Genomic DNA, 2776 nt, shown 5'->3' with positions numbered 1-2776 from the left:
TCATGAGCCCGTTCGGAGTGAAGCGATATCTTCGCGGTGTGGCCGCAGTGAACTTCGTTTCCGTCGCACCGATCGTCCCCGTTCGAAATCTCGATGTCGCCCTGGATCGCTACCGCCTGCTCGGGTTCGACGCGCGCGCATACGACGGCCCAGATCGCTACGGCTTCGTCGACCGTGGGTCGGTGTCGCTTCACCTGACCGAGTCCGACGAGCACGACCCGTTGCGCACCGCCGCCAGCGTGTACTTCTACGTCAGTGACGCCGACGCCCTCTACGCGGAGTGGGTCGCGTTGGCGAGTCTCGAGGGCCGGTTGATCCCGCCGCAGGACACGCCCTACGGTTTGCGCGAATTCGCGTATGTCGACCCCGACGGCACCTTGCATCGGGTCGGCTCACACCAGACCTGATCGGGCGGTCTCCGTTGAGAGACGGGGCTTTTCGTGAACGGTACGCATCTCTCCCCGTCGGAGGACACACCAGAAGTTGTCGCTCAAAGGCGGGCATTGGCGTTCATCCTCGCCGGGCCGGGGCCCGTGAGCCGAACGTGGCAGCCGTGTCCATCGGGGCGGGCGATGCCGCGACGGATCCGGCGCGTCAGCTGCCGCGGCGGATCTTGAGCGCGGTGGTGATCATCGGAATCTGCAGCGGCAGCCGGGCCAGCGCGACGATCCGCATCGCCCACGGCTTGTTCCACCACAACCGGACCATGTTGACGTTGCCCGGAAACACCCCGACGAATAGGACGACGGCGGCCAGCGCGGCGGATCGCCGGGTGCGGCGCGGCACCAGCAGCGCACCGATCGCCAGCTCGGCCGCTCCCGATCCGTAGGTGTAGAGCCGCGGGCTCCCGGGCAGCTCGACGGGGATGATGGAGTCGAACGGCTTGGGCGCCACGAAATGCAAGGTGCCGATACCCATCAGCATCGCCGCGACGCGGTAGGCGAGTTGCTGGGTGGCATCTCGGCGAGCCGGAAGTCTGGTTGTCATGAAGCCATTGTGCCCACGGTGCCCATTGCGGCCACGGCTCACGCGCGGTCGGCGTCGGTGAAGCGGATGATGCCGCGGACGTTGCGTCCCTCGAGCATGTCGCGGTAGCCGTCATTGATCTGCTCGAGGCTGTACTCGCGCGTGACCATGTCGTCGAGGTTGAGCTGCCCCAACTTGTACAGCTCGAGAATCGCCGGAATGTCGTGCTGGGGGTTGCCGCCACCGAACAGGCTGCCCTGCAGGCTCTTCTGCAGCAGCGTCAGTCCCGCCAGGTTGAGGGTTGTGTCGGTGGCCATCACGTTGCCCATGGCCGTCAGCACGCAGATACCTCCCTTGGCCGTCAGACCCATCCACGCCTCGACGTCGCGGCCGTCGCAATGACCCACGGTGACAATCACTTTGGGGCACATCGCTCCCCACGTCGTTTCGGCGATGGCAGCGGCGGCGGTGGCGATGTCCGCGAACGCCTCGGTCGCGCCAAACTTCAACGCCTGCTGGCGTTTCCATTCGAACGGGTCGACCGCGAAGATGCGGCGGGCTCCGGCAATGCGGGCGCCCTGTATCGCGGCGACACCGACGCCCCCGGCGCCGACGACCGCGACGTCGTCCCCGGGACCGACCGCCGCGCTGCGCACCGCCGAGCCGTAGCCGGTGGTCACCCCGCAGCCCACCAGGCAGGCCACGTCGAAGGGGATCGCGGGGTCGACCTTGACCACCGACGTGTGATGCACGACCACGTAGGGCGCGAACGTCCCCAGCAGCGACATCGGCACGACATCGCGCCCCTTGGCCGTCACCCGGAAGGACCCGTCGCAAACCGATGCCCCCGACAGCAACCCCATGCCCAGGTCGCACAGATTGCGCAGTCCGACCTGGCATGGCGTGCACTTGCCGCAGGACGGGATGAACGACATGACCACGTGATCGCCGACGGCCAGGTGCTCGACGCCGTCACCGACCTCGGTGATCACGCCGGCGCCCTCGTGGCCGCCGAGGACCGGGAAGCTCGGGATGGGGAAGTCGCCGGTCAGCAGGTGATGATCGGAGTGGCACAAACCGGCCGTCTCCAGCTGAACCGTCACCTCGCCGCGGCGGGGATCGCCGATCTCGATCTCGTCGATCACCCACGGTTCGTTGAGGTCCCAGACCAACGCGCCTTTGGTTTTCATCGGGGAGGCCTCCTGTTGCCGACCGCGTGTACTAACCGCTTAATTGTTAGCGCGGTCACAGACCGGCCCCTGACGAACTTAGACCAATACTATTGTCGATACAGTATTTGATACGATTCGCCGCGGCTGACCGCCGCCAAACCGTTCGAGGTTGAGAACATGGGTACACCCGTAATCGTCGGAGCCGTCCGGACGGCGATCGGCCGTTCCTTCAAGGGAACGCTTGTCAACACGCCACCCGAGACGCTGATCACCGCGGTGCTTCCCGAGGTGGTGCGCAGGTCCGGTGTCGACCCGGCCGCCATCGACGACATCATCTTCGCCGAATCCCATTATGGCGGTGGCGATCTCGCGCGATATGCAGCCACCGCGACGGGCCTCGAGCACGTCCCCGGCCAGTCGGTCAACCGGCACTGCGCGGGCAGCCTCACCGCGATCGGCAACGCCGCGGCGCAGATCGGCTCCGGCATGGAGCGCGTACTGATCGCCGGCGGCGTGCAGTCCTTGTCGATGACGCCGCTGACCAACTGGCGGATCCCGGGGCCCGAGCTGAAATTCGAGGAGCGGTGGATGCCGCCGACGCACGTCGAGACGCCCGACGCGCCCGCCAAGGACATGTC

3 protein-coding genes and 1 pseudogene are annotated in these 2776 nt (G+C 66.7%); 2 read left to right on the top strand and 2 right to left on the bottom strand.

Annotated elements, in window-relative coordinates:
• Positions 1 to 47 precede the first annotated feature (47 nt).
• On the top strand, positions 48 to 407 hold the full coding sequence (locus Q0W90_RS24085) for a VOC family protein (protein WP_297777143.1): 360 nt from the start codon (positions 48 to 50) through the stop codon (positions 405 to 407).
• A gap of 187 nt (positions 408 to 594) precedes the next feature.
• Here the strand turns inward: Q0W90_RS24085 and Q0W90_RS24080 are convergent, their stop codons facing one another.
• Both Q0W90_RS24080 and Q0W90_RS24075 read right to left on the bottom strand, forming a co-directional pair.
• On the bottom strand, positions 595 to 987 hold the full coding sequence (locus tag Q0W90_RS24080; protein ID WP_297598603.1) for a hypothetical protein: 393 nt from the start codon (positions 985 to 987) through the stop codon (positions 595 to 597).
• A 38-nt stretch (positions 988 to 1025) separates the two neighbouring features.
• On the bottom strand, positions 1026 to 2156 hold the full coding sequence (locus tag Q0W90_RS24075) for an NDMA-dependent alcohol dehydrogenase (protein ID WP_297777140.1): 1131 nt from the start codon (positions 2154 to 2156) through the stop codon (positions 1026 to 1028).
• 159 nt (positions 2157 to 2315) lie between these two features.
• Between Q0W90_RS24075 and Q0W90_RS24070 the strand changes: the two are divergent.
• Positions 2316 to 2776 (top strand): annotated as a pseudogene (locus Q0W90_RS24070) (acetyl-CoA C-acyltransferase); the annotation flags it as partial.

This window comes from Mycobacterium sp. (assembly GCF_025933915.1).
Classification (GTDB): Bacteria; Actinomycetota; Actinomycetes; order Mycobacteriales; family Mycobacteriaceae; genus Mycobacterium.
Note: the sequence above shows the minus strand (reverse complement) of the source record. Positions and strands in the feature narration are given on the sequence as shown.

What these genes read in the sequence shown, in the direction of transcription:
- Q0W90_RS24080 (WP_297598603.1), bottom strand. Translation starts at nt 987, where the DNA reads ATGACAACCAGACTTCCGGCTCGCCGAGATGCCACCCAGCAACTCGCC.
- Q0W90_RS24075 (WP_297777140.1), bottom strand. Translation starts at nt 2,156, where the DNA reads ATGAAAACCAAAGGCGCGTTGGTCTGGGACCTCAACGAACCGTGGGTG.